Source organism: uncultured Nisaea sp. (assembly GCF_963974195.1).
Taxonomy (GTDB): Bacteria; Pseudomonadota; Alphaproteobacteria; order Thalassobaculales; family Thalassobaculaceae; genus Nisaea.
The window spans coordinates 1-2,651 of the sequence record NZ_CAXBDC010000198.1 but is presented as its reverse complement, the minus strand read 5'-3'; the positions used below and the strand labels follow the sequence as shown (position 1 = coordinate 2,651).

Sequence of the window (2,651 nt, the reverse complement as noted above, 5' to 3'; positions counted from 1 at the left end):
GAAAATGTCGAGCGCAAGCGCGTTGAAGTCAAAGCGCCGGGCATCATGCCGCGTAAATCCGTGCATGAGCCGATGCAGACCGGCCTCAAGGCCATCGACAGCCTGATCCCGGTCGGCCGTGGCCAGCGTGAGCTGATCATCGGTGACCGTCAGACCGGCAAGACCGCCATCGCCGTCGATGCTTTCATCAACCAGAAAGCCACCAATGACGCCGCCGGCGACGACGACAGCAAGAAGATGTTCTGCATCTATGTCGCGATTGGCCAGAAGCGCTCCACGGTCGCCCAGATCGTGAAGACCCTGGAAGATTACGGCGCGATGGAATATTCCATCGTCGTGGCCGCCACCGCTTCCGAGCCGGCGCCGATGCAGTACCTGGCACCGTATACCGGCTGCACCATGGGTGAATTCTTCCGCGATAACGGCATGCACAGCGTCATCGTCTATGACGATCTGTCCAAGCAGGCCGTTGCCTATCGCCAGATGTCCCTGCTTCTCCGTCGTCCTCCGGGACGTGAAGCGTTCCCGGGTGACGTCTTCTATCTGCACTCCCGGCTTCTCGAGCGTGCGGCGAAGATGAACGATGCCCAAGGTGCCGGTTCCATGACCGCGCTGCCGGTCATCGAAACCCAGGCCGGTGACGTCTCCGCCTACATTCCGACCAACGTGATTTCCATCACCGACGGTCAGATCTTCCTCGAGACCGAACTGTTCTATCAGGGCATCCGCCCGGCCGTGAACGTCGGTCTCTCGGTCAGCCGTGTTGGCTCCGCCGCCCAGATCAAGGCGATGAAGCAGGTTGCCGGTTCCATCAAGCTGGAGCTTGCCCAGTATCGTGAAATGGCGGCCTTCGCGCAGTTCGCGTCGGACCTCGACCCGATCACGCAGAAGCTGCTGGCCCGTGGTGCTCGCCTGACCGAGCTGCTGAAGCAGCCGCAGTACTCTCCGCTGAAGGTGGAAGAGCAGGTTGCGGTGATCTATGCAGGTGTGCGTGGCTATCTCGACGAGCTGCCGCTCGGCGATGTGACCCGCTTCGAGCAGGCCTATCTCTCGGAAATCCGTTCCAAGGGTAAGGACATCCTGGACGCGATCCAGGCCGAGCAGGCGCTGACTGCCGATATCGAAGAAAAGCTGAAGGCATTCCTCAGCGGCTTCGTAAAAACCTTCGCCTGAGGATTGGCAGCTAGCGAGCAGAGCGAGGAGCATACATGGCCACCCTCAAGGACCTGAAGATCAGGATCAACAGCGTCAAGTCGACGCGGAAGATCACCTCTGCCATGAAAATGGTCGCGGCGGCTAAACTCCGCCGTGCCCAGGAACAGGCGGAAGCCTCCCGGCCCTATGCCGCGCGGATGAACCGGATGATTGCGTCGCTGGCAGGTGCCGCGACGCAGGCCGGTGGTCCGAAGCTGCTGTCGGGAACCGGTCGTGACAATATCCATCTGCTGGTGGTCTTCACGGCGGACCGGGGCTTGTGCGGTGGTTTCAACAGCACGGTCATCCGGGCGGCGCGCCAGCGTGTCCGGGCGCTGCGTGGTGAAGGCAAGACGGTCAAGCTGTTTTGCGTCGGCCGTCGTGGCAAGGATGCCCTGAAGCGCGAATTCGGCGATATCATCGTCGGCTCGGTCCAGGACGTGACCCGCAAGGGCGTGGCCTTTGCTTCGGCTGACGAGCTGGCGGCCCAGATCCTGAAGATGTTCGAAGACGAAGAGTTCGACATCTGCAGCCTGCTGTTCAACCGCTTCCAGTCGGCGATGACGCAGATCATCACCAACCAGCAGGTCATTCCGGCAAGTGTGCCGGAGGTGGAAGAGGACTCGTCCGCTTCTGAGAGCGGCGCTCTTTACGAGTATGAGCCGGACGAAGAAGCAATCCTGGCCGCGCTGCTGCCGCGTAACGTCGCGACGCAGATCTTCACCGCGCTGCTGGAAAGCAATGCCAGTGAGCATGGGGCCCGTATGACCGCGATGGACAATGCGACGCGGAATGCAGGCGATATGATCGACAAGCTGACGCTGAACTACAACCGGGCGCGGCAGGCGAACATTACTAAGGAACTTATCGAGATCATCTCCGGTGCCGAGGCCGTCTAGGCCGCACCGAAGACAATCTTGATCGAATGGAATTAACGAGGATCCGGATAACCCGGATAGAGGTTTGGAGCTGACTTATGGCTAAGAATGCGACAGGCAAAGTCACACAGGTAATCGGCGCCGTTGTCGACGTTCAGTTCGACGGCGAGATCCCGGCCATCCTGAACGCCCTGCATACGAAGAATGGCGACAATCTGTTGGTTCTGGAGGTCGCTCAGCACCTCGGTGAGCGCACGGTTCGTACGATCGCCATGGACGGAACAGAAGGTCTGGTCCGCGGTCAGCCGGTTGAAGATACCGGCTCCCCGATCATGGTTCCGGTTGGACCGGAAACCCTGGGCCGGATCATGAACGTGATCGGCGATCCGGTGGATGACGGCGCGCCGGTTGTGACCAAGACCAAGTCCCCGATTCACCGTTCCGCACCGTCCTTTGCCGAGCAGTCGACGGAAGCTGAAATTCTGGTCACCGGCATCAAGGTCGTCGACCTGCTGGCACCGTATGCCAAGGGCGGCAAGATCGGCCTGTTCGGCGGCGCCGGCGTGGGCAAGACGGTTC

At 60.8% G+C, this 2,651-nt stretch carries 2 protein-coding genes and 1 pseudogene; all 3 read left to right on the top strand.

The features are described from left to right. The coding region (atpA, locus tag AAC126_RS22130; RefSeq protein WP_339857617.1) for a F0F1 ATP synthase subunit alpha at positions 1–1,173 on the top strand (1,173 nt) is incomplete at its 5' end. A gap of 35 nt (positions 1,174–1,208) precedes the next feature. Then, a complete protein-coding gene (locus AAC126_RS22125) occupies positions 1,209–2,093 on the top strand; it encodes a F0F1 ATP synthase subunit gamma (RefSeq protein ID WP_339857615.1) in 885 nt (294 codons plus the stop codon). 77 nt (positions 2,094–2,170) lie between these two features. Next, positions 2,171–2,651, top strand: a pseudogene (locus tag AAC126_RS22120) (F0F1 ATP synthase subunit beta); the annotation flags it as partial.

Bases quoted from the DNA above. Each gene is read 5' to 3' on its own strand.
- AAC126_RS22125 (WP_339857615.1), top strand. From the start codon at position 1,209: ATGGCCACCCTCAAGGACCTGAAGATCAGGATCAACAGCGTCAAGTCG.